Genomic DNA, 21,508 nt, shown 5'->3' with positions numbered 1-21,508 from the left:
GCGGCGGGCACCATGCCGAACGTCGTCGTCATCGGAGCGCAGTGGGGAGATGAAGGGAAGGGCAAGGTCGTGGACCTGCTCACCGAGCATGCCCAGTTGGTCGTCCGCTTCCAGGGCGGCAACAACGCGGGGCATACGCTCGTGGTGGGGGGCCAGAAGACGGTCCTGCACCTGATTCCCTCGGGCATCCTCCACCAGGGCAAGACGTGTGTCATTGGCAACGGAGTGGTGGTGGACCCGGCGGTGCTCGTGGGGGAGATCGACGCGCTCAAGGCGCGCGGCTTCCTCAAGGAGGACTCGCAGCTCATCATCTCCGACAATGCCCACGTCATCTTCCCGTGGCACAAGCTGCTGGACAGCTTCCGCGAGAAGGCCCGCGGTGGCAGCGCCATCGGCACCACCGGCCGCGGTATCGGCCCGTCCTACGAGGACAAGGTGGCGCGCCGGGGCATCCGCATGCGGGACTTGCTCAACCCCGAGCGCCTGCGCAAGCGCATCGAGGAGCGGCTGCCCCAGGCCCTCGAGGAGCTCCGGGAGCTGTGCGGCAAGGCGGGCGTGCCGGTGCCCCAGCTCGAGGTGCCCCAGGTGCTCGCGGAGTTCTCCGGGCTGGGTGAGCGGCTCAAGCCCTACGTGCACGACGCCTCGCTGTACCTCGCCGGCCAGGTGCGCCGCGGCGCGCGCATCCTCTTCGAGGGCGCGCAGGGCACGCTGCTCGACGTGGACCACGGCACCTATCCCTTCGTGACGTCGTCCAACTGCGTGGCGGGCAACGCCGCGGTGGGCTCGGGCCTGGGCCCGACGGCCATCGACAAGGTGATGGGCATCAGCAAGGCCTACACCACGCGCGTCGGCGGCGGTCCGTTCCCCACGGAGCTCAGCGACGCCATCGGCGACCAGCTGCGCAAGGTGGGTGACGAGTTCGGCGCCACCACCGGCCGTCCCCGCCGCTGCGGCTGGCTGGACGGCGTGGTGCTGCGCTACGCGGCGCGTGTCAACGGCCTGTGGGGCATGGCGCTCACCAAGCTCGACGTGCTCAGCGGCCTGAAGTCGCTGCAGATCTGCAACGCGTACGACCTGGACGGCGAGAAGATCACCGAGCTGCCCGGCGACTACGAGGACCTGGCGCGCGTCAAGCCCATCTACGAGACGCTGCCCGGCTGGGAGGAGAACCTCGCCGGCGTGCGCAGCTTCGACGAGCTGCCCGAGAACGCGAAGCGCTACGTGCGCCGCGTGGAAGAGGTCAGCGGCGTGCCCGTGGTGTGCGTCTCCGTGGGCGCCGACCGCGGCGAGACGGTGCTGCTGCAGAACCCCTTCCGCAGCTGAGACGGGCCACACCCTCGGAGAAACTCCCACCGGGGGTGTGGGCGCATCGTGACGTCGTCCCCGGTTTCTGCTACGGCAACCGGTGCAACCCCTTGGGGGACGTCATGCACCTGGTGCGCAAGTCCGTCGTCGTCCTGTCCGCGGTGCTGCTGCTCGGTGCGGCGGAGCCCTCCGCGCCCGCCCGGGCCGCCTTTGCTCGCGGCGAGTCCGCCCTGGGCGCCGGCCGTCTGGACGAAGCGGCCGCCGCATACCGCGAAGCGCTGGCCGCCACTCCGGGCTATGCCCCCGCGCTCAACGGCCTGGGCAGCGTGGCCTTCCGCCAGGGCAAGCTGAAGGACGCCATCGCGCGCTTCGGCGAGGCCACGCAGGCGGACCCGCTGCACAAGATGGCGTACTTCAACCTGGGATATGCCGCGCGCAAGGCCGGGGACGCCGCCACCGCCGCCCGCGCATACGGGCGCTATGTCGAGCTCGAGCCGGACGACGCGGACGGCTACTACGGCCTCGCGGAGAGCCACCGCCAGCTCGGCGACAAGCCCCAGGCCATCGCCGCGTATCAGGGCTACATCGCCCGTGAGAACCGGCCCTCGGAGCAGATCTGGGTCCAGAAGGCGCGCGGCTACCTGAAGTCGCTCGGCGCCTCGCCCCTGCCGCCCGAGTCTTCGAAGCCGCTCCCGCGCGGCGTCGCGGCGACGCCTCCGACGAGCACCCTCGGCGCCTCGCCCGAGTCCCCGAAGCCGCTCCCCCGCGTCGCCGAGGCGCCGCCTCCGACGAGCACCCTCGGCGCCTCGCCCGAGACTCCGAAGCCGCTCCCGCGCGTCGCCGAGGCGCCGACGACGACGAGCACCCCGGGCGTCACGCCAGTGACACCTCCCGCTGTGGCGACGGCCGACGGCGCGGACCTGCGCGAGAAGGGGACGCCCCCGGGCACCGCCGTGGCCTCGCCGGCTTCGACGCCCTCGGCGCAGGAGCCGGTGCCCTTCCCGTCGAAGCCCGCGGCCGAGGTCGCGCAGGCGCGCACGCCGAACCCCGCGCTGGCGGCGGCGCGCATCCGGGACGGCGACGCGCTGATGAAGGAGCGCCGCTACCGCGAGGCGGCCTTCGCGTTCCTGGATGCGTCGCACGCGGACGAGGGCCATGTGGAGGCCTTGTTCAAGCTGGGCAACGCGTTGGCGGTGCTCGGCTACTACGGGCAGGCGGTGGAGAAGTGGGAGTCCGCCATCCAGCTCACGAAGGACGCGGCCATCCGTCAGAGCGCGCAGGACAACATCGCGCGGGCGCGGACGAAGATGGCGCAGTCGGGCGCGTCGCCGCAGGCGGCGGGACAGGCCCCGGGCTCCGGACCTGTCGCGGAGACGACACGGGCGCAGGCCCGGAGGGCCTATGAGCAGGGCGTGCAGCGCATCGGCTCGCGCGACTTCGCCACGGCGCTGACGCACCTGACCCAGGCCATCCAACTGGAGCCCATGCTCGCGGTGGCCTACACCGCGCGCGGCAGCGCCAACATCGGCCTGCGGCGCTACGCGGAGGCCGCGGCGGACTATCAGTTCGCGATGGAGCTGGAGCCCCAGGCGGCGTCCCCCCTGTACGGGTTGGCCGAGTCCTACCGTGCCCTGGGGCGCAACGCGGAGGCACGGGGGCTCTACGAGCGCTATGCCGCCTCGTCGGCCGCGGACGTCCGTCCCCAGCTCCAGGAGGAATCTCGACAGAAGGCCGTGAAGCTGCGTTGACCGGCGGCCAGGCGGGCCGGGGGGCAGGTGGATCCTGTCAGCCCCAAGCATTAATTTGGAGGCATGACCGGGCGCGACGCGGAGATGAACGGACGGCAGGTCTTTCGCCCTCGTCGTAGCCTCTCGGCTGCGATGGCGGCGGCGGGTCTGCTCTGGGTGGCGGTGCTGCTCTACCTCTTCAAGTTCGAAGGGGTGCCGCTGAAGACCTTCCTCTCAGCGGGCTTCTTCATCCTCTTCTTCGGCGTCTCGCTCGCGTACTACGCGCGCACGCTCATCGTCGTGGACGCCCGGGGCATCACCTACCGGGGCATGGTCCGCACCCGGCGCTTCGCGTTCTCGGACATCCGCAACGTGGACGTGCTGCCGGGCCCCGTCACCGTCTACGCCATCCGGGGACAGTGGGGATTCGTCCACTTCACCAGCTTCTTCCTGCATCACCAGAAGCTCGCCCGGATTCTCGTCGAACGCGCGGGGCTGGCGCCGCTGCCGGGTTGACGCGCTAGGTCGTCATCAGGAGGTAGGTGACGAGCAGTCCCGCCAGCGCCGCGGTGCCTCCCAGCCCGATGAACCACCACTCCGCGCGAGCCTTCCGCCGAGGAGGCGCCGTCTGCGCCGGCCCCGTGTCCGAGAGGCTCTGTTCGGGGGATTCCGGGGCGGCCGGCTCCGCGGGCGCCTCGTCCAGGGCCGCCTGGAAGCGCAGCAGCGTGCGCCCCAGCTCCAGCACGTCGCCATCGCACAGCGTCACGGGCTCCTGGACGCGCTCCCCGTTGACGTAGACGCCGTTGGGACTGCCCAGGTCCTCCAGGACGAACACACCTTCTTCGTGGTGGATGCGCGCGTGATTGCGGGACACGGACCTGTCGCGAAGGCGCAGCGTGGCTTCCTGTCCCCGACCGAGGTCCGTGCGGGCGTCCGCGAGCGCGTGCATCCGGCCCACGTCCAGTCCCGTCAGGCAGGTGAGGGTGGCCGCGCGGGAAGGGGCCGCGTCCAGGCCCGTGAGCAGCCCCTTGAGCACGGCGACAGTGCCCTGGGCGCGCTGCTCGGGTGTCTCCGGGAGGACACTCAGGCGCATCGTGCCGGGCAGGCCCACCACCTCGCCGGGGAGCACCAGCCTGGACACGCCCGGAGGCACGAGCACCCCGTTGACGTCGAAGGTCCGGGTCGCCTCCACCATGAGCCGCTGCCCCTCGATGTGCAGGGACAAGAGGTGGGGCGGCAGGGCCTCCAGGCGGACATGGTCCTCGGGACCGCCGCCCAGCAGGTGATGGCCCTCGGGCAATTCGAAGGGCGTGGTGGTGCCCAGGTGCTGGAATTCGAAGCGCATGACCCGGGGCTGGAGCAACGGGTGGACCGCCCTGGCGCACGGGGATTCGCGTGCTTGGCGCTTGGGTGCGTCCCGGGCGCTGGCCCGGCCCGTCCTCGCCGCGAGACGGCTCAGGCGGCCGGGTCGCGGGAAGTGTCCACTTCCGACACGCGCGCGCCAGGATGGACGGCCACCGCGGAGCCATCCGCGACGAACGCGGAGGCGGGCGTGCCCCGCAGGAAGGGCACGAAGCGCTCGCCGTACAGCTTCGCCACGTCGCACTCGAAGACGGGGTCCTCGGCGCGCCACACGGACCAGCGCGGGTGCTCCACGCGGTACTCCGCGCTGCCTCCGTCGCGCTGGGGTGTGTAGCCCCAGTAGTGCTCGGTGATGAACTCCTCCTGCGAATCCGGAGCGCTGGGCAGGGGAGCGCCCCGCGTGCGCGCCGCGAGCCGATGCCAGCGGCCCTCGTGCTTCCAGCCGTACTCCAGGCGGCCCGGTGCGCCCTGCTCGGCGCCGTCCATCTCCACGAGGTGCCGCATGGGCAGCGCCAGGTACGGCTCGTTGTAGACGACGCGCGCCACCGTCGCGATGGCCCACCGGGGGACGAGCTCCCGCACGAAGGCCACGCCCCGTCGCCATCCCTCGGGTCCACGGTGGCGCACGTAGTAGCGGAGGTTGACCTCGTCGAAGTCGCGATGGAAGGGCACCGCGAGCCCGCGCACGCGCGTGTCGAGGAAGCGGAAGCCCACCATGCTGGCGAAGGCCTTGCCCCCCCACGTGTCCAGCTCCGTGCCTCGGGGGACGAGCGGCGCGAGCACCTTCGGGTCCACCTCGTAGTTGAGCATCACGAGGTAGCGCCACGTGGCTGTCAGGAAGGGGCTCATGTCCCTTCGTAATCCGCGCGGGGCCCGCGTGTCCGGGCCGCTGTCGCGGGCCCCCGAACTCCGCCTTACTGGAGTCGGAAGCCGATGTTCTGTGGGAGCGAGAACATGTACGCGCTCGCGACCGCCATCATCACGACGCCCAGGGCGAGCAACGAGATCTTCAGCGACGGGTGGTCGAGCTTCGTGGCCACGCCCGCGAAGAAGAGGACGGAGGCGAAGAGGACGACGCAGAAGGTGAAGTTGTCGCCGTTCTGGGTGGCCTGCCGCGCCTTGTCGAAGGTCGCTGACGCCTCTTCGTTCAGCAGCCGGCTGCGCTCGCGAGGCGCCGGGTAGTATTCGGGCCGCGTGAAGGGCGTGTCCGGCGGCGCGACGCCTTGCTCGAGGCCCTCCGCGCGCCACGCCTCGAAGGCGGGGCGGAACTCCTCGCGGAAGCGCTGCTCGAAGAACCGCGCCCGCTTCTCGTCGCCGTCGCTCCACGCGGCGGCCCAGTTCCCGAAGGTGCTCGTGTCCACCTCGACGAGCAGCGCCATCTCGTTGGCGGCGCGGACGGCCTCGGAGCGCAGCGCGTTCGCCTTGCTGTATTCGTAGGACTGCTCTCCGCTCCAGCGGGTGGCCTGGTACGCGCTCCACGCGGAGCCGACGGTGGCGAGCGCGAGCAGCACGGTGGCGAGCAGCTCCACCATGTACTCACGCCTTCGCTCTCGCGCGGGGCGAAGGTGGAGGATGGCGTCGGCGAGCTCCTTGTGGAACTCGTGGGGAGCCGGGGAGGACGTGCTCATGCGGGGCCTCCAGGTCCTGTCACGGCGAGGACGTCGGCTGTGTGGTGGCCGAGGTCGCCGTCACCACGGGCCCCTTGGGTCCGGGCCGGATTTCGTAGTCGACGGAGGCCTGTCGGGACGGACAGCACAGCGGATCCTCCTCCGAGTAGCGGCGCACCGCGCCCGACAGGCTCTTCGCGTCCACCAGCCGCACGTCCCCGAGCGCTCCGTCGAACCGGTCCGACATGGGCTCCGGAGACAATGTGCCCGCGAAGCGGCCGTCGACGAAGACGAACACCTGGTAGCCCATGGCGCGGCACTGGCCGTCCCCCTCGGCCGCGGCGGTGATGACCTCCGTCGTGTCGTAGACCTGCAGCGCGCCCAGCAGCGTCCAGCCCGCCTTCACCACGGCCCGGTCCGACGCGGTGGTGGGCTTGCGCGCGAGCTTCGCGCAGGGGCCCGTGCGCAGGGACTGGCCATCGCCACGAGGCGCCTTGGGCAGCGTGGCCCCCGACACGTTCCATGACGCCAGGGGCTGCTTGTCCACCCACGCGGAGCCGCTGGCCTGGGGCGCGGCGGGCGACGCGGCCAGGGCGGGGGCCGCCCAGAGCAGCAGGACGGCGGGGATGAGCACTCGACGTCGCGACATGGGCGAGACCTCCGGAAGCAAGATGGCCCTGTCGCGCGCGAATGGGACGTGGGACGCGCGGGCGGGCAGGTGAGCGGAGGGCCGCCCGGGTCGAACGCAGGCGCGATGGAACCCACCTCGCCGCGGGAAGGCCGCTAGGATGGCCGCCGCCGATGCGCACTTCCTCCATCGTCCTCTTCCTGACCCTCTCGTGTTCCGTGGCCGCGTGCCGCGATGAACAGGCGGGCCCCAAGCCGCGCACGCAGCGTCTGCCGGAGCCTGCCCGCGCCCGCATCCTGGACGCCGCGCCCTCGGACCTGACCTTCCGCGCGGGCACGACGTTCGCCGGCGGCTCGGTGGTGTACCTGGGCTCGAAGGTGACGCCCGCGAACGCCGCCCCGGGGCAGCAGGTCCAGCTCTCGCACTACTTCCAGGCGCGCGCGCAGCCGCCCCAGGGCTACGGCTTCTTCGTCCACGTGGTGGACGTGGCGAGCGGCGGCATGGTCGTCAACGCGGACCACGAAATCCAGGACGGCGCCGCGCCGTTGGCCACGTGGCCGGTGGGCAAGGTCATCGAGGATGTCCATGTCGTGCCCATGCCCAACGCCCCCGCGCGGGTCATGCTGGGCTTCTGGCGCGGCGACGAGCGGCTGGCCGTGGACGACGCCTCCGCCCAGGACGGCGCGAACCGGATGCTCGGGCCCCAGCTCGGCGGCGCCGCGCCGGCGCTCCCCGAGTATGTCGTGCGCCGGGCCGAGACGGCGCCCAGGCTGGACGGCGTGCTCGATGACGCGGTCTGGAAGACGGCGACGCCGGTGGTGCTGAAGGGCAGCTTCGACGGGCGCGCGGTGCGGCTGCGCACCGAGGCGCGCCTGGCCTACGACGACGCGTACCTGTACGTGGCCTTCGACTGCGAGGACCCGGACGTCTGGGGCACGCTGCGCAAGCGCGACGACCCCATCTACGAGCAGGAGGTGGTGGAGATCTTCCTCGACGCCAACGCGGACGGGCGCACGTACAACGAGCTGCAGGTGTCACCGCACAACGTCCAGTTCGACGCGTACTTCCCCGCGCGTCGGCAGGGCATGGACCTGTCGTGGGACTCGGGGCTGACGTCCGCCGTGAAGGTGCGCGGCACGCTGGATGACGCCTCCGACAAGGACGAGGGCTGGTCCGTGGAGCTGCGCATCCCCTTCGCGAAGCTCGCGGAGGTGCCCCGGGTGCCGCCGCAACCTGGGGACAAGTGGCGCTTCAATCTCTATCGGCTGGAGCACCACGGCCGGAAGACGGTGGAAGGCCAGGCCTTCTCACCGCTCTTCGTCGGTGACTTCCACGCGCTGCCGCGCTTCGGGTGGCTGACGTTCCAGTGAGGGGCCGCGCCCCCGCGCTCAGGCGTGCGGGGTGATGTCCCACTGGGCATCCGCGACGGAGCGCTCGGAGGTGTCGCCCAGGAAGCGGAGGAAGCCCTGGAGCTCGAGCGTATCGATGAGCTCCTCGGCCTCCTGTTGCGAGTACCCCTTCAGGTCCACGAGCAGGTCGCGCATGAGCGACTTGCCGCGCAGGTAGCCCACGGGCTCTCCAGGGCCGAGCTTGGACTTCAGGTCCGCCGTCAACTGCCGCAGGTCGATGTCCTCGGGAATCATCGACTCAACGATGGGAATGACGCTCCCCCGCGGCAAGTCGTGGCGCGGAGGGCTCCGGCTCGCGCGTCAGGTGAGGGACCAGCCGGACTTCCCGCCCATCACTCTCCACCGTGACGGCGCCGTCGATGTCCGTCCGCCAACACTCGCTGCCCAGGGCGCGGTAGCGCGCCTCGACCTCCGGGTGGGGGAAGCCGAAGCGGTTGCGCCGGCCGACGCAGAAGACGACGTGCTGGGGACGCACCCGCTCCAGCAGCGCCTGGGTGGAGGACGTCCGGGAGCCATGGTGGGGTGCCTTCATCACCGTCACCGGGCCCAGGCCCTCGGTCAGCAGCTCCTCCGCGTCGTGCTCCATGTCGCCGGGCAGGAGCACCGTGACGTCGCCATGGCGCACGCGCAGCACCACGCTGCGGTCATTGACGCCCTCCAGCAGCTCCCGCTCCGCCGGGCCGGGCGGCCCCAGCACCTCCACCGTCGCGTCTCCCAGGCGAAGCGGCGGATGGCCCGCCTCCACCTCCTCGACACGTGCGCTGCCCGCCGCCTTCACCACCTGCCGTGACAGGGGACCGCCCTCGTCACCCGCGGGCAGCCACAGGCGCGCGGTGGGCACCTGTCCCAGGGTCGATATCAATCCCAGCGCGTGGTCCGGGTGCGGATGGGACAGCACCGTCAAATCCAACGCGGAGATACCCTGGTGGCGCAGGTAGGGCAGCACGAAGCGCGTGCCCGTGTCCGCGCCGTTGGGCGCGCCGCCGCCGTCCACCAGCGCATGGTGTCCCCTCGAGCTGAGCACCACGGCGTCTCCTTGCCCCACGGAGAGGAAGGTGACGCGCAGGCCCGGCTGCGGCATCACCCGGGGCACGAGCACGGTGGCGACGAGCGCCGCGGGCGTGAGCCACAGGCCGTGTCTCCACCGCCCCGCGCCCAGGGCCCACACCAGCAATCCCAGCGCATACGGCGCGGCCCAGAGGCCCAGCGACGGCACCTCCACCGAGGCCAGGGGCATGGCCGCGAACACGCGCGTCACCCACAGCAGCGCCTCCGACGCCCACGCGCCCGCCCACAGCACGGGCGTGGCCACCACGGGCGAGATGACGAACAACGCCGCCCCTCCCGCCGCCAGCCCCGTGAGCAGGCCACAGAGGGGCAGGGCGACGACATTGGACAGGAGCCCCGCCAGGCTCACCCGTCCGAAGGCCGAGGCCACCACGGGCAGCCCCGCGAGCGTGGCCGCGCCGCTCGCGCACAGCGTCTGCGCCATGGCCTCGCGCGACTGGTGCCACCACCGCACCCATCGGCGAGGCTCGCGAGGGTCCGCGGGCGCCAGGGGTAGCGCCAGCCTCAGCGGGGGCACGAGCACGACCAGGCCGAAGACCGCCAGGAACGACAGCCGCAAGGACAGGTCCTCCACGCTGGAGGGCGCCCACAAGCCCAGCACCAGGGCCGCGGCGCTAAGGCCGTTGAGTCCATCCGCGCGCTTCCACCACGCCAGCCCCAACAGCACCACGGTGGCCATCACCGCCGAGCGCACCGCCGGAGGCTGGTTCCCGGTGAACAGCACGTAGGCCCAGACGAAGGGCACGGCCGCCGGAGCCGCCACCCGACGCGCATCCACCATCCGCCACCGCGCGCCCGCTCTCACCAGCAACCGCCGCAGCACCGCGAGCGTCATCAACGCGAGCGCCGCGACATGCAGCCCGCTCACGCTGAGCACGTGCGCGAGGCCCGCGCGTGAGAACGCGTCCTCCCACCCTGCAGCCAGCTCCGCCCGGCGTCCCGCCGCCAACGTCAGGAAGAGGGCCGCCGAGTCCCGCGACGGCGCCACCCGGTGCGTCTGCTCCGCGAGCCGCTCGCGCGTGTCCTCCAGGCTCCACCGCCACGTCGACGCGAGCGACAACACCAGCACCCGCTCCGCGCTCGTGGACCCGGTGAAGGCCACGCCCTGTCGCCGCCGGACCGAGGAGAAGTCCTTCTCACCGGGATTGGCCGCCGGAGCGTCCGGGGTGAGCCGCGTCCGCGCTCGGAGCCGCTGGCCCGGCAGCAACTCCACGGGCGCGCCGCGCAACGTCAGGTTCACCTTGAACCGGGCCGGCTCGAGCGCCGTCTCCGAGGGTCCCGCCAGGGCCACCACGAGCCGCACGCGCGTGCCGCCCTCCACGGCGTCCACCCGCTCCGCCTCGCCCTCCAGCACCGCCTCGCCGCCGCCCTGGAGGGACGCGGGCACCCGCACCCGGGCCTCCCAGTGCGACAGGCCGGCTCCCGCCATCCAGAGTGCCCCCAGGACCGCCAGGTGAGCACCAGGCAGCCGGGCGAGCGCCAGGCCGACCAGTCCCAGCAAAACCCCGCAGACCAGAAATAGCTCCGCCGAGCCATCCGTTCCGGGTGACCAGAGAGCGCCCAGCAGCAGGCTCAACGAAGGAAAGAAGAGGGGACGCGTCCCCAGGTCGCGCCAAGCGTAACGTTCCACCCACCACCCCGACCTGCACCGTCCGTCACGCCAGCTCGCACACCGAGCGTCATCGCGTACGAAAACCGACAACGTAGTCGGACGCGTTCTGGGTGGTCAAGGCGTTATCGTTGCCCGTTGATGTGGTTTGTGGTAGTAGTGCCCGGCTTGTTGATGGAAGGCCGGTTGCGAGTCTTTCAAGGAGGCAGTTAGTGCAGACCAGCTTCAAGACTGGTGACAAGGCGGTTTATCCAGGCCAGGGCGTCGGTGAGGTGATGGGTATCGAGCACACCGAAGTGGCCGGGCAGCGCCAGTCGTTCTACGTGCTGCGCATCCTGGAGAACGGGATGCGGATCATGATCCCGATCAACAAGGTCGGGTCGGTCGGCCTCCGGGAGATCATCAGCGAGGAGGATGTGAAGCAGGTCTATTCCATCCTCAAGGAGAAGGACATCTCGGTCGACTCCACCACCTGGAACCGTCGGTACCGGGAGTACATGGAGAAGATCAAGACGGGCTCCGTCTTCGAGATCGCCGAGGTGCTGCGTGACCTCTACCTCCTGAAGGGCGACAAGGACCTGTCGTTCGGCGAGCGCAAGATGCTCGACACCGCGCGCTCGCTGCTCATCAAGGAGCTGTCGCTGGCGAAGGACTGCTCCGAGGAAGAGATCGAGTCGGACCTGAAGAAGATCTTCAACCTGGCCTGATCCGGGCCTCCAGCCCGACACTCCCGCCCCGGGTTCCCTCACAGGGAGCTCGGGGCTTCGTGTTTGTGCGTCATGATTGAGCCGTCATCCTCCTCCGCGTCGGCGCGGGCCGAGCGGGACCTTCGCATCGCCGAGCTGGAGACGAGGCTCGCGCGCCGTCGCGTGGGCGTCAGGCCGCTGGCCGCGGTGCTGGGCATCGTGGTGAGCCTTGCGCTGCTGGCGATGCAGCGTCGAGAGCTGGCGTATGTCTTCTCCCCGGCCGCTCCGCTCACGTTGGGCGCGGAGGGGGACTACCGGTTCGACGCGCTGGTCTCCAACCGCTACGCCCAGGTGCATGGCATCCCCACCGCGCGGGGCGCCTACGAGCGCGAGGGCGGCGCGACGTTCGTCCTGGTGGGCCTGCGCGAGTCTCCGTTCGTGGTGCGCAGGCTCGCGTTGCCCGGGGAGGACTGGGTGGAGGGCCGGCCTCCGCCTTCACCGGACTCGCGGCCCTTCGCCATCCGGGGGCGGCTCCTGGCGCAGGAGGACGCGCCTCGCTACCGGGACGCGCTCGCGTTGTTGAAGGGCATGGGAGAGCTTCAGCCCCACGAGGGCCGGCTGTGGCTGCTCATCGAGGGGGAGCGCCCCGGTGAGGACCGGGGGCGGGTGCTGGTGGCCCTGGCGCTGCTCGCGTTCGCGGTGTTGAACGCGGTGCTGCTGGTCAGGGGGCTGACTCGGCGGTGGTCTCCAGACGCCTGAGGCCCTCGATGGCGCTGCGGTTGCCCGAGTCGTACTTGAGGGCCTGCTGGAAGGCGGCCCGCGCGGCGCTCGAGTCGTGGGCCTTCATGTGGTCTACGCCGGAGCGGACGTACAGGATGGAGAGCTGCTTGCGCAGCTGCGGCCCCTGCAGGCTCCAGCCCTTGGAGAGCTCCTGGTCGATCTGCGTCGCCAGCGCGAGCTGGGAGATGGCGCGCGCCGTGTCGCCCTTCGCGAGCGCCTTGCGGGACTCGGCGCTGGTGGCCTCGAAGCGCACGAGCTGGGCGTGGAGCGTGTTGAGGCGGGCGCCCTTGGCCAGGTCCATCGCGCCAGCCAGGTCATTGGCTTCGTAGAGGCGCAGGACGTCCGCCTCCGTCACGGGGCCCGTGGGCTTCGACGGCGCGGCCTTGGGGGCGGTGGATTCGGGGAAGGCCGCCACCTCCACGTCCGCGCTGGCACTGCTCGGCCGGACTGCGCCCGAGGCGATATCGCGAGCGCTCGGACTCGGCGATGCAACGGTGCTGGCCGGCGGCGAGCCCCGGCTCGCGCCCGAGGCGATGTCCCGGGCGCTCGGGCTCGAGGATGCAACGGAGCTGCCCGGGGATGCGCCCCGGCTCGCGCCCGAGGCGATGTCCCGGGCGCTGGGGGTCGGAGCCGCAACCGGGTTGCTCGACGGCGAGCGGCCCGCTCCCGAGGCGATGTCCCGGGCGCTCATGCCGGTGGCCGCGACCGGGTTGCCGGAGCCGGCGGCGCCCTGTCCGTCCGAAACCTCATCGGTCCGCGAACCCCGCGAGCTGGTGTCCTGCTGTGCGCCCCGGTTGCCATTCCCGGCGATGTCGCGGGCGCTGAGTCCAGCCGGCGACGAGGGGCGCTTCGTGCCCGAGCCTTCGTCCGAGGCGGTCCGCTCGACCTTCGCGGTGCCAGCGTGCTCTCCGCCAGGACCCTCGTCGACCGCGCGTCCCGTCACGGCGCGCGCATTGCCCGGGTCCACGAGCAGGGGCGGCTCGGCGTTCGTATCGCCGCTCGCCGTCGTCGCGCCCGCGTTCGTCGTCGCGCCCTCGGTGGGATTCACCGCGCGACTCGAGCTCAGCCCCACGGCCAGCACCGTCACCAGCGCGGCCACGGTGGAGCCCACGCCCGCGGCGACGAGCCCCACGCCCAGCGGCCCCAGCCCTCGCTTGCGAGGCACGGGCGGAGGCAGGGCCTGGGAGATGGCAGGCAGACCCGCGGCGGGCGTGCCTCCGGGGCCGCGCAGCCGCAGCAGCGCGTTGCCCAGGGTGATTTCGTCGCCCGACATCACCTCGACCTCGCCCGTGACGCGGACGCGGTTGAGGAAGGTGCCGTTCTGGCTGCCCAGGTCCTTCAGGAGGAACTGGTCCCCGGTGCGGATGACCTGCGCGTGCCGCCGGCTGATGGACGGGTGCTGCAGCCTCAGGTCCGAGGACGAGGACCGCCCCAACACCAGCGAGCCCTGCTGCACCGGCACCAGCTGCCCGATGCCAGGGCCGCGCTCGACGTACAGGAAGGCCGGCGGGTGACCGGGGTTCGAGTACTCGCGGCCCCAGTCGAACCTGGCCGACAGCTCCCGGTCCGCCTTGTCGCGGCCCTTGCCCGAGCCCTGACGGGGCGCCTTGCGCGGGCCCGCCGGGTACTGGGGCACGCGCTGGGGACGCGGGTCATCGGCCTGCAGGGGCGCCACCTCGTCGTCGTCGAAGGGCAGCTCCACCTCGGGCTCCTTCGGCGCCTGCGAACCCGGCGGGCGGGGAGGGCGGGGCGGGCGCTTGGGATTCGGTGGAGCCATGAACACCATTCTCGCTGATTGAGGACCGGCTGGAAGGTTCTCAGGCCCTGGGCGTCCGAAGTTGTCCAGGTCCGATGGTTTCCCCCAGCCCTTCCGGATTCAAGACCCCGTGAATGCTGGCCTGTACAGGGACCGGGAATCTAGAGTGGCGGCCACACGCACAAAGACGGACCTCCAGGAGGAATGGCGCAAGTGACGACTCCCCCCACCATCCGGCTCTTCAACACGATGACCATGCAGAAGGAGCTCTTGCAGCCCTCTGTCCCGGGCTGCGTGGGGGTCTATGTCTGTGGGCCCACGGTCTACAGTTACATCCATATCGGGAATGCTCGCACCTTCACGTCGTTCGACGTGGTGGTCCGCTACCTCCGGTACCGGGGGCTCCAGGTTCGTTATGTCCGGAACTTCACGGACGTGGACGACAAAATCATCAAGGCCGCCCAGGAGACGGGCGAGGCCCCGGTGGCGCTGGCGGCGCGCTACGTCGAGCTCTTCCGCGAGGACGCCAAGGCGCTGCACATGCTGGAGCCGGACGTGGCGCCCAAGGTGAGCGACCACCTGCCGGAAATCATCGGCATCATCCAGAAGCTCGTGGACAAGGGCTTCGCCTACGCGTCCCAGGGCGACGTGTACTTCTCCGTCAGCGCGGACAAGGACTACGCGAAGCTGTCCAAGCGCCACCTGGAGGACCTGTGCGTGGGCGAGCGCGTGCAGCCCGGCGACCAGAAGCGCGAGCCGCTCGACTTCGCGCTGTGGAAGGCGGCCAAGCCCGGCGAGCCCGCGTGGGACAGCCCCTGGGGCCCGGGGCGTCCGGGCTGGCACATCGAGTGCTCGGCGATGAGCGCGAAGTACCTGGGTGAGACGTTCGACATCCACGGCGGCGCTCTGGACCTCATCTTCCCCCACCACGAGAACGAAATCGCCCAGAGCGAGTCCGCCAACGGGGTGGAGTTCGCGAAGTACTGGATGCACTGCGGCTTCCTGGACCTGGAAGGCGCGAAGATGTCCAAGTCGCTGGGCAACGTGGTGCGCCTGCGCGACGCGCTCCAGCGCGTGGACGCGGAGGCCCTGCGCTTCTTCTTCCTCTCCACGCACTACCGCCACCCGCTCAGCTTCTCCGACAAGGCCCTGGCCGACGCGGAGGCGCGCATGGAGTACTTCTACGAGACCCTGCGCAAGGTGGACGAGCGGCTCGCCGGCAAGGACTTCGGCGACGGGCCGGTGCACGGCGACCCGCACCGCTTCCTCGCCGAGTTCGAGTGCGCCATGGACGACGACTTCAACAGCGCGGGCGGCCTGGGCGCGCTGTCGGGGCTGTTCGGCCTGATGAACGAGCTGACCGACAAGCCGCCGGTGAAGGACAAGGCGCTCGTCGGGCGCACGCTGCGCGCGCTGCGCGAGGACGTGCGCAAGGTGTCCGGCGTGCTCGGCCTGTTCGAGGACGACTCGAGCGCGTGGCTCTTGCGCCGGCGTGAGCGCGCCGTGCGCGAGCGGGGCATCGACGTGGCGGAGGTGGAGCGGCTGCTCGGTGAGCGGACGGCCGCTCGGGCGGCCAAGGACTTCGCCGCCGCGGACCGGGTGCGGACCACGCTGAAGGAGAAGGGCGTGGAAATCATGGATACGCCCGCCGGCACCTCGTGGAAGGTGGCGGCCGCGCAGGGCTGAAGGGCTGCGGTGCCCCGGGCCTTCGTGTTAGGGCTCGGGGCACCATGAAGCACCTGCTGTCACTGCTGCTGGCCCTGGCCTCCGCTCCCGCGCTCGCCCAGCGCGCGCCCCTCGTCACGCCCGCCGAGAAGACGGCCGCGGGCACCATCGACCCGGACGTGCTGCGCGCGCACATCCGCTTCCTCGCGCACGACCTGCTCGAGGGACGCGGACCCGGCACCCGGGGCGACGCGCTGGGACAGGCGTACATCGCCTCGCAGTTCGAGGCCCTGGGCCTGAAGCCCGCGGGCTCGGACGGCACGTTCTTCCAGCCCTTCGACCTGGTGGGCGTCACCGGCCATCCCCAGGCGATCTCCGTGCGCGCGCCCCTGGGCAGCGCGGAGCTGAAGTTCCACGAGGACTTCATCGCGGTGTCGGGCGTGCAGAGCCCCGAGGCGCGGCTGGACGCCTCCGAGCTCGTCTTCGTGGGCTACGGCATCCAGGCGCCCGAGTACGAGTGGGACGACTTCAAGGGGATGGACGTGCGCGGCAAGACGCTGCTCATCCTCAACAGCGACCCGGAGGATGACCCGCGCATCTTCGGCGGCCGCACGCGGCTGTGGTACGGCCGCTGGGATTACAAGTACGAGCAGGCGGCGAAGGTGGGCGCGGCGGGCGCCATCATCCTGCACACCACGCAGAGCGCCGGCTACCCGTGGCAGGTGGTCCAGTCCTCGTGGACGGGTGAGCAGTTCGAGCTGCCCGCCACCACGGGCCCCCGGCTCCAGGTCAAGGCGTGGACGACGGAGGACGCCACCCGCCGGGTGCTGCAGCTCGCGGGGCGCGACCTGGAGACGCTGCGCGCCGCCGCGCAGTCGCGCGACTTCCAGCCCGTGCCGTTGGGCGTGACGGTGTCCACGCGCTTCGCCAACGAGGTGCGCCGCCGGCCCACCGCGAACGTGCTGGCGATGCTCCCCGGCAGCGACGCGAAGCTGTCCAACGAGGTGGTGCTCTACAGCGCGCACCACGACCACCTGGGCAAGAAGGAGGGCGGCAAGCCGGGCGAGGACACCCTCTACAACGGCGCGCTCGACAACGCGGCGGGCGTGTCCGCGATGCTGTCGGTGGCGCGTGCCTATCGCTCGCTGCCCAAGGCCCCGCGCCGCTCCATCCTCTTCGCCGCGGTGGCCGCGGAGGAGCAGGGGCTGTTGGGCTCGCAGTACCTCGCGGAGCATCCGCCCGTGCCCGCCGGCCGCATCGCCGCCAACGTCAACATCGACGGCGCCAACATCCACGGACGCACGCGCGACATCACCGTCATCGGCCTGGGCAAGTCCAACCTGGACGCGGTCATCACGGCGCTGGCGAAGACGCAGGGCCGCGTGGTGAAGGCGGACCAGCTGTCGGACCGGGGCTTCTTCTACCGCTCGGACCAGTTCAACTTCGCGCGCCAGGGCATCCCCGCCGCATACTTCGGCAGCGGCATGGACTTCATCGGCAAGCCGGAGGGCTGGGGCCGCCAGCAGCGAGAGGCGTGGGAGGCCAAGCACTACCACCAGCCTTCCGACGAGCTGCGCGCGGACTGGGACATGTCCGGCGCGGTGGAGGACGCCCGGCTGTTCTTCCTCTTGGGGGCCCACGTGGCCCGCGTGCCGGAGCTGCCGCGCTGGAACAAGGGCGACGAGTTCGAGGCGGCCCGCCTGGCGGCCTTGAAGGCGCTGGAGGCGCCCAGGACGCCCCCGTCGGAAGGCGCCTCGAAGTAGGGCAGGGGGCGCTCCGTCCGCCGGTCGACGGGCGGATACAAATGTGCAGTGTTTCCCTCCGCGAGGGTGTTAAACCTCGCGGATATGCCTGAGTTCCAGATCGTCAGCGACCACCAGCCCGAGGGCGACCAGCCGAGGGCCATTGGCGAGCTCACGGAGGGCGTGCAGCGGGGCGACCGCTACCAGACGCTCCTGGGCGTCACCGGTTCCGGCAAGACGTTCACCATGGCGAACATCATCGCCAACGTGCAGCGGCCCACGCTGGTCATCGCGCACAACAAGACGCTGGCCGCCCAGCTCTACGGCGAGTTCAAGTCGCTCTTCCCGAACAACGCCGTCGAGTACTTCGTCTCGTACTACGACTACTACCAGCCCGAGGCCTACGTCCCGTCGACGGACACCTTCATCGAGAAGGACTCGTCCATCAACGACAACATCGAGCGCATGCGCCACTCGGCCACGCACTCGCTGCGCACGCGCGACGACGTCGTGATTGTCGCCAGCGTCTCCTGCATCTACGGCCTGGGCACGGCGCGCAGCTACGTGGACCTTGCGGTGCGCGTGGACCAGGGCGGGGAGATGGAGCGCGACGCGTTCATGCGCCGGCTCGTCGAGTCCCAGTACGAGCGCAACGACATGGACTTCCACCGCGGCACCTTCCGCGCGCGCGGCGACACCGTGGAGGTGTTCCCCGCCTACGAGGAGGAGCGCGCCATCCGCGTGAGCTTCTTCGGCGACGAGGTGGAGCGCATCACCGAGTTCGACCCGCTGCGCGGCGTGACGCTCGGCGTGCTGGACAAGGTCGTCATCTTCCCCGCCAGCCACTACGTCGCCGGCGAGGACTCGCGCAGGCGCGCCATCCAGACCATCCGCGACGAGCTGGCCGAGCAACTCGGCATCTTCAAGCGCGAGGGCAAGCTGCTGGAGGCGCAGCGGCTGGAGCAGCGCACCATGTTCGACCTGGAGATGATGGAGCAGGTCGGCTACTGCAACGGCATCGAGAACTACTCACGGCACTTCTCGGGGCGGGCCCCGGGCGAGCCGCCGCCGTGCCTCATCGACTACTTCCCGCGCAACCTGTTGGTGCTCATCGACGAGAGCCACCAGACGGTGCCGCAGATCGGCGCCATGTACCGGGGAGACCGCGCGCGCAAGGAGACGCTGGTCAACTTCGGCTTCCGCATGCCCAGCGCGCTGGACAACCGGCCGCTGAAGTTCGGCGAGTTCGAGGAGCTGGTGCCGCAGGCCGTCTTCGTCTCCGCGACGCCGTCCGAGTACGAGCTGCAGAAGTCCCAGGGCGTGGTGGTGGAGCAGATCATCCGCCCCACGGGCCTGACGGACCCGGAGGTGGAGACGCGGCCCGTCGGCAACCAGGTGGACGACCTCCTCGAGGAGGTGCGTGTCCGCGTCAGCCGCAACGAGCGCGTCCTGGTGACGACGCTCACCAAGCGCATGGCGGAGGACCTCACCGAGTACTACGCGGACGTGGGCGTGCGCGTGCGCTACCTGCACTCGGACATCGACGCGATTGAGCGCACGGCCATCATCCGCGACCTGCGCAAGGGCGAGTTCGACGTGCTGGTGGGCATCAACCTCTTGCGCGAGGGCCTGGACATCCCCGAGGTGTCGCTGGTGGCCATCCTCGACGCGGACAAGGAGGGCTTCCTGCGCAGCCACGTGTCGCTCATCCAGACCATCGGCCGCGCGGCGCGCAACCTGAATGGCCGCGTCATCATGTACGCGGACTCCGTCACCGACTCGATGAAGAAGGCGCTGGAGGAGACCTCCCGTCGCAGGGAGATCCAACGCCAGTACAACAAGGAGCACGGCATCACCCCGCGCTCCGTCAAGAGCAACATCACGGACCTGTCCGAGCACCTCTACGACGCCGAGTCCGCGGGCGCGCTGCCCATGGCGGCCGAGGGCGAGGACGACGTGCTCGAGTCGAAGGAGCTCAAGCGCCTCATCGAGGAGTTCACCCAGGACATGCACCGGGCCGCCGAGTCGATGGAGTTCGAGAAGGCCGCCGAGTACCGGGACAAGGTGCAGCTGCTCAAGGACATGGACCTGGGCCTCAAGCCCGCGTCGCGCTCGCTGCTCAAGGGCCCGGCGAAGGCGAAGGAGGACGACGCGCCGAAAAAGGGCCGGGGCCGGGGTCGTTCGTCACGGGCGAAGCCGCGCCGCTAGGAGGCGCCTGTCATGGACGTGAAGCTCCAGGAGAAGCTCGACGCCCTTCCCACCGAGCCCGGCGTGTACCTGATGAAGGACCGCCGCGGGCAGATCATCTACGTGGGCAAGGCCATCAACCTGCGCAGCCGCGTGCGCTCGTACTTCACGCGCACGGGGGACACGCGCGTCTTCGTGTCGCTGCTCGACGAGCTGCTCGGCGACCTGGAGACGGTGCTCGTCCACAACGAGAAGGAGGCGCTGCTCCTCGAGAACGAGCTCATCAAGAAGCACCGCCCGCGCTTCAACGTCCTGCTCAAGGACGACAAGCAGTTCATCTCGCTGCGCCTGGACCGCACCCACGCGTATCCGCGCCTGGAGGTCGTCCGAAAGTACGAGCGCGACGGCGCGCGCTACTTCGGCCCGTACTCCAGCGCCGGCGCCATCCGCGAGACGCTGCGCATCATCAACCGCTTCTTCCGGCTGCGCACCTGCACGGACCACGTGCTGGCCAACCGCAAGCGCCCCTGTCTGTTGTTCCAGATCGGCCGCTGCCCGGCCCCTTGCGTCTACCCGGTCCCCGAGGACGACTACCGTCGCAGCGTGGACGAGGTCGTCATGTTCCTGGAGGGCAAGGCGAGCGAGCTGGTGGAGGGCCTGCGGCTGCGCATGAAGCGCGCGGCGCAGGACCTGAAGTTCGAGGAGGCCGCGCGGGTGCGCGACCAACTGCTCGCCATTGAACGAAGCCTGGAGCGTCAGAAGGTCGCCACCACGGACTTCAAGGACCAGGACGTGTTCGCCCTCTACCGCGAGGGGGACCGCATCCTGTTCTACGTCCTCTGGGTCCGGCAGGGCCGCCTCAACGGCGGGCAGGCGTTCCCCTTCGGCAGCCAGGAGTTCCCCAACGAGGAGCTGCTCGCCTCGTTCGTGAACCTCTACTACGACCAGGGCAGCTTCGTGCCGGAGGAGGTCCTGCTGCCGCTGGAGCCGGAGGACGGCCTGGCGGGGCTGGAGGGCCTGCTCACCGAGCGGAAGGGCGAGCGCGTGCGCGTCATGGTCCCCAAGCGAGGGGAGAAGCACGAGCTGGTGAAGATGGCGGAGAAGAACGCCGAGCAGGCCTTCATCGAGCGCCGGCGCACCAAGGACGAGACCGACCAGGTGCTCTCCCGCCTCCAGCAGCGGCTGGGCCTGCGCAACTTCCCGCGCCGCATGGAGTGCTTCGACATCTCCCACTTCCAGGGCTCCGCCATCGTCGCCTCCCAGGTGGCCGTGACGGATGGCGAGGCCGACAAGTCCCGCTACCGGAAGTACAAGATCAAGACGCTGGAGAAGCAGGACGACTTCGCCAGCATGTACGAGGTCGTCACGCGCCGGCTCAAGCGCGGCCAGGAGGACGGCGACCTGCCGGACCTGCTCGTCATCGACGGCGGCAAGGGCCAGCTCGCCAGCGCGCACGCGGCCATGAAGGATTTGGGCGTGGACACGGTGGACGTGGTGGGCCTGGCCAAGAGCCGTGACCTGGAGGTTTTCGACCGGGACGCGGAGAGCGCTCGCAGCCCCGAGCGGGTGTTCGTCGTGGGGCGAAAGGACCCCATCGTGCTGGCGCAGAACTCGGCGGAGATGTTCATGCTGACGCGCATGCGGGACGAGGCGCACCGCTTCGCCATCACCTTCCAGAAACAGGTGCTGCGAAAGAGCCGGGTGCGCTCGGCGCTGGAGGACATCCCGGGGGTGGGGGAGGTGCGGCGCAAGGCGCTCCTCAAGCACTTCGGCTCGCTCAAGCGCGTGGGTGAGGCGAGCATCGAGGAGCTGGCGGAAGTCGTCGGTCCGGCGGTGGCGGAGCGGGTCCATGCGGGGCTTCATGGACACCCCGACGAAGAGGCCGAGGACCCCGTCCGGGAGGCTTCCCTGGATGACGCCACCGAACCCTCCCACGAAAAATCACGGGGAGGGTCGCCACCCGGTGCGGCGTGATTA

The 21,508-nt window shown here is 70.6% G+C and carries 17 protein-coding genes; 10 read left to right on the top strand and 7 right to left on the bottom strand.

Translation table 11 applies throughout. From position 1 onward, the window contains the following. Positions 1-12 precede the first annotated feature (12 nt). The 3 genes from K8625_RS14320 (at position 13) to K8625_RS14310 (ending at position 3,548) form a co-directional block, all read left to right on the top strand. Complete coding sequence (locus K8625_RS14320; protein ID WP_046712872.1) at positions 13-1,323, top strand: adenylosuccinate synthase; 1,311 nt, start codon at positions 13-15, stop codon at positions 1,321-1,323. Positions 1,324-1,427: 104 nt separating this feature from the next. Beyond that, positions 1,428-3,053, top strand: a complete 1,626-nt coding sequence (locus K8625_RS14315) for a tetratricopeptide repeat protein (protein ID WP_255665673.1) — start codon at positions 1,428-1,430, stop codon at positions 3,051-3,053. A 63-nt stretch (positions 3,054-3,116) separates the two neighbouring features. Further along, positions 3,117-3,548: a PH domain-containing protein gene (locus K8625_RS14310; RefSeq protein WP_141325203.1), complete on the top strand. Its 432-nt coding sequence runs from the start codon at positions 3,117-3,119 to the stop codon at positions 3,546-3,548. A gap of 4 nt (positions 3,549-3,552) precedes the next feature. Here the strand turns inward: K8625_RS14310 and K8625_RS14305 are convergent, their stop codons facing one another. The 4 genes from K8625_RS14305 to K8625_RS14290 all read right to left on the bottom strand — a co-directional run bounded on the left by K8625_RS14305 (position 3,553) and on the right by K8625_RS14290 (position 6,650). After that, positions 3,553-4,377, bottom strand: a complete 825-nt coding sequence (locus tag K8625_RS14305) for an FHA domain-containing protein (RefSeq protein WP_223783033.1) — start codon at positions 4,375-4,377, stop codon at positions 3,553-3,555. A gap of 110 nt (positions 4,378-4,487) precedes the next feature. Beyond that, positions 4,488-5,243, bottom strand: coding sequence for a YqjF family protein (locus K8625_RS14300; RefSeq protein WP_223783032.1), 756 nt, complete (start codon positions 5,241-5,243; stop codon positions 4,488-4,490). Between the two features lie 65 nt (positions 5,244-5,308). Next, positions 5,309-6,022, bottom strand: coding sequence for a hypothetical protein (locus K8625_RS14295; protein ID WP_223783031.1), 714 nt, complete (start codon positions 6,020-6,022; stop codon positions 5,309-5,311). A gap of 19 nt (positions 6,023-6,041) precedes the next feature. Continuing rightward, a complete protein-coding gene (locus K8625_RS14290) occupies positions 6,042-6,650 on the bottom strand; it encodes an LppP/LprE family lipoprotein (protein ID WP_223783030.1) in 609 nt (202 codons plus the stop codon). 152 nt (positions 6,651-6,802) lie between these two features. Here K8625_RS14290 and K8625_RS14285 point away from each other — a divergent pair, with 152 nt between their 5' ends. Beyond that, on the top strand, positions 6,803-7,999 hold the full coding sequence (locus K8625_RS14285) for a carbohydrate-binding family 9-like protein (protein WP_223783029.1): 1,197 nt from the start codon (positions 6,803-6,805) through the stop codon (positions 7,997-7,999). Between the two features lie 18 nt (positions 8,000-8,017). Here K8625_RS14285 and K8625_RS14280 read toward each other — a convergent pair whose 3' ends face one another. Beyond that, positions 8,018-8,272 carry a hypothetical protein gene (locus K8625_RS14280; protein ID WP_141325209.1) on the bottom strand — a complete coding sequence of 85 codons (255 nt, stop codon included), beginning with the start codon at positions 8,270-8,272 and terminating at the stop codon, positions 8,018-8,020. 4 nt (positions 8,273-8,276) lie between these two features. Then, complete coding sequence (locus K8625_RS14275; RefSeq protein ID WP_223783028.1) at positions 8,277-10,736, bottom strand: DNA internalization-related competence protein ComEC/Rec2; 2,460 nt, start codon at positions 10,734-10,736, stop codon at positions 8,277-8,279. A 191-nt stretch (positions 10,737-10,927) separates the two neighbouring features. On the opposite strand from K8625_RS14275, the gene K8625_RS14270 reads away from it, so the two are divergent. Further along, on the top strand, positions 10,928-11,422 hold the full coding sequence (locus K8625_RS14270; RefSeq protein WP_013939202.1) for a CarD family transcriptional regulator: 495 nt from the start codon (positions 10,928-10,930) through the stop codon (positions 11,420-11,422). A gap of 72 nt (positions 11,423-11,494) precedes the next feature. Then, positions 11,495-12,160 (top strand): hypothetical protein, encoded by a 666-nt coding sequence (locus tag K8625_RS14265; RefSeq protein WP_223783027.1) that lies wholly within the window; start codon positions 11,495-11,497, stop codon positions 12,158-12,160. On the opposite strand, the gene K8625_RS14260 is transcribed toward K8625_RS14265, so the two are convergent. Then, entirely contained in the window at positions 12,123-13,958 is a 1,836-nt protein-coding gene (locus K8625_RS14260) for an FHA domain-containing protein (protein WP_223783026.1), read from the bottom strand. The two genes, K8625_RS14265 and K8625_RS14260, sit on opposite strands and share 38 nt — an antisense overlap. Before the next feature lie 192 nt (positions 13,959-14,150). Between K8625_RS14260 and cysS the strand changes: the two genes are divergently transcribed. From cysS to uvrC, 4 genes are all read left to right on the top strand, one after another. Beyond that, the gene (gene cysS, locus K8625_RS14255; protein ID WP_370641912.1) at positions 14,151-15,623 is read left to right on the top strand and encodes a cysteine--tRNA ligase; all 1,473 of its coding nucleotides are present in this window, start codon (positions 14,151-14,153) and stop codon (positions 15,621-15,623) included. A gap of 44 nt (positions 15,624-15,667) precedes the next feature. Continuing rightward, positions 15,668-17,365 carry a M28 family peptidase gene (locus K8625_RS14250; protein ID WP_223783024.1) on the top strand — a complete coding sequence of 566 codons (1,698 nt, stop codon included), beginning with the start codon at positions 15,668-15,670 and terminating at the stop codon, positions 17,363-17,365. Between the two features lie 84 nt (positions 17,366-17,449). Further along, positions 17,450-19,552, top strand: a complete 2,103-nt coding sequence (gene uvrB / locus K8625_RS14245; protein ID WP_223746748.1) for an excinuclease ABC subunit UvrB — start codon at positions 17,450-17,452, stop codon at positions 19,550-19,552. 12 nt (positions 19,553-19,564) lie between these two features. Next, positions 19,565-21,505, top strand: coding sequence for an excinuclease ABC subunit UvrC (gene uvrC, locus K8625_RS14240; RefSeq protein ID WP_223746749.1), 1,941 nt, complete (start codon positions 19,565-19,567; stop codon positions 21,503-21,505). Positions 21,506-21,508 lie beyond the last annotated feature (3 nt).

Source organism: Myxococcus sp. AS-1-15 (assembly GCF_020037055.1).
In the GTDB taxonomy this organism is placed as follows: Bacteria; Myxococcota; Myxococcia; order Myxococcales; family Myxococcaceae; genus Myxococcus; species Myxococcus fulvus.
This window is presented reverse-complemented; position numbering and strand designations above follow the sequence as displayed.